Genomic DNA, 1556 nt, shown 5'->3' with positions numbered 1-1556 from the left:
CAAAACGCGTACGGGAAGGCCCTGTTCGGTCAGGACTCGTCGGTCGCGGCGGCGGCCCCGAGCAGGCGCAGCAGCGACCGCAGCTCGCCGAGCGCGGCGTCGGTGACGTCCTGCTCGCCCAAGGTCAGCTGGTGCAGCACCAGTCCGTCCAGGGCGGCGAAGACCAGCCGGGCCAGCGGCCGGCCGGCGCCGTCCGGCAGCATCCGGGCCAACTCCCGTTCGGCGGCGCCGAAGTACTGCTCGTACAGACCGCGCACCTGGTCCAGCAGCTCCGGCTTGCGGCGCGCCTCCAGGAGCAGCTCGTACTGGAACGCCTGGATGTCCGGGTCCGCCTGGACCATCGCCGACAGCCCGGCGGAGAAGTCGGCCACGTCGCCGCTGCCGGGCTCCACCGCGCTGTTCGCCAGGCTGGTCTGGATGGTGTGCGCCAGCGCCTCCGCGATCAGCGCGTCGCGCGAGCCGAAGTGGTGGACGACCAGCCCGTGGGTGACCCCGGCCTCCCGGGCCACGGCGCGGTACGTCAGGTTGCGCAGACCGCCCCGGGCGACCACCCGCACGGCGGCGGCGAGCAGCGCCTCGCGCCCCTCCCCGTAGTTCAGCCGCCGCTGCGAGATCACCTCGCCTGGTGTGGTCACAGGATGATCCTAACGGTGGGCGTCACGATGGCCGCGCCGCGCCGGGCCCACGCACAGGGGCCCGGCGCGGCGCCACCTCGGCTCACCGGCCGTCCCGGCACCGGGTCAGGAGCGCTTGGGCGCCCGGATGCCGCGGAACTCCCAGTCCCCGCCGAGCGCGGTGGACAGGACCTCCTCCGACGCGGTGGGCTGGGCGCCGCAGTCGTCGCGGACCGGGATCGGGCCGGTGACGATGTGGTTGGTGAGCCGTCCGAGCCCCTCGACCTCCACCTCGACCACGTCACCGGGCTGTACCGGACGGGAGTTGGCGGGGGTGCCGGACAGCAGCACGTCGCCGGGGTGGAGCGTGATGGTGCGGGCGATGTCGGCGACGAGGTAGTGCATGTCCCACTCCATCTCGTCGGTGGAGCCGTCCTGCACGATCTCGCCGTTCACGTAGGTGCGCAGGTACTTGCCGCGGAAGTCCCAGTCGGTGACCAGACCGGGGCCGAGCGGGCAGAGCGTGTCGGAACCCTTGACCCGCAGCATGGAGCCGGCGTCGGTGTCGCGGAAGTCGTGCAGGCCGTAGTCGTTGGCCACGGTGTAGCCGGCGATGTAGTCGCCCGCCTCCGCCGGGGAGATGTTGCGGCAGGTCTTCCCGATGACGATGGCCACCTCCCCCTCGTAGTTGAGGTACTTGCAGCCCTCGGGGCGGACGATCGCGCCGCCGTGCGAGTTGAGCGCCGAGGTCGGCTTGTGGAAGTAGGTGGGGGTGGGAGTCAGCTCGATCTGGAACTCCTCGACCCGGCTGCGGTGGTTGAGGTGCACCGCGACCACCTTGCTGGGGACGACCGGGGGCAGGTGGTGGGCCTCCTCGGCCTTGATCCGGCGGCCGTCGGCGGCGACCAGGTCCTCGCCCTCGCGGACGACCTGGACGGTGGC

The 1556-nt window shown here is 72.4% G+C and carries 2 protein-coding genes; both read right to left on the bottom strand.

The features are described from left to right. Positions 1 to 29: 29 nt before the first annotated feature. Positions 30 to 635, bottom strand: coding sequence for a TetR/AcrR family transcriptional regulator (locus J0670_RS37750; protein ID WP_207817286.1), 606 nt, complete (start codon positions 633 to 635; stop codon positions 30 to 32). A 105-nt stretch (positions 636 to 740) separates the two neighbouring features. After that, a partial coding sequence (locus J0670_RS37745) for a fumarylacetoacetate hydrolase family protein (RefSeq protein WP_207817285.1) occupies positions 741 to 1556 on the bottom strand: 816 nt, incomplete at its 5' end.

This window comes from Streptomyces sp. FH025 (genome assembly GCF_017427025.1).
Lineage (GTDB): Bacteria > Actinomycetota > Actinomycetes > Streptomycetales > Streptomycetaceae > Kitasatospora.
Note: the sequence above shows the minus strand (reverse complement) of the source record. Positions and strands in the feature narration are given on the sequence as shown.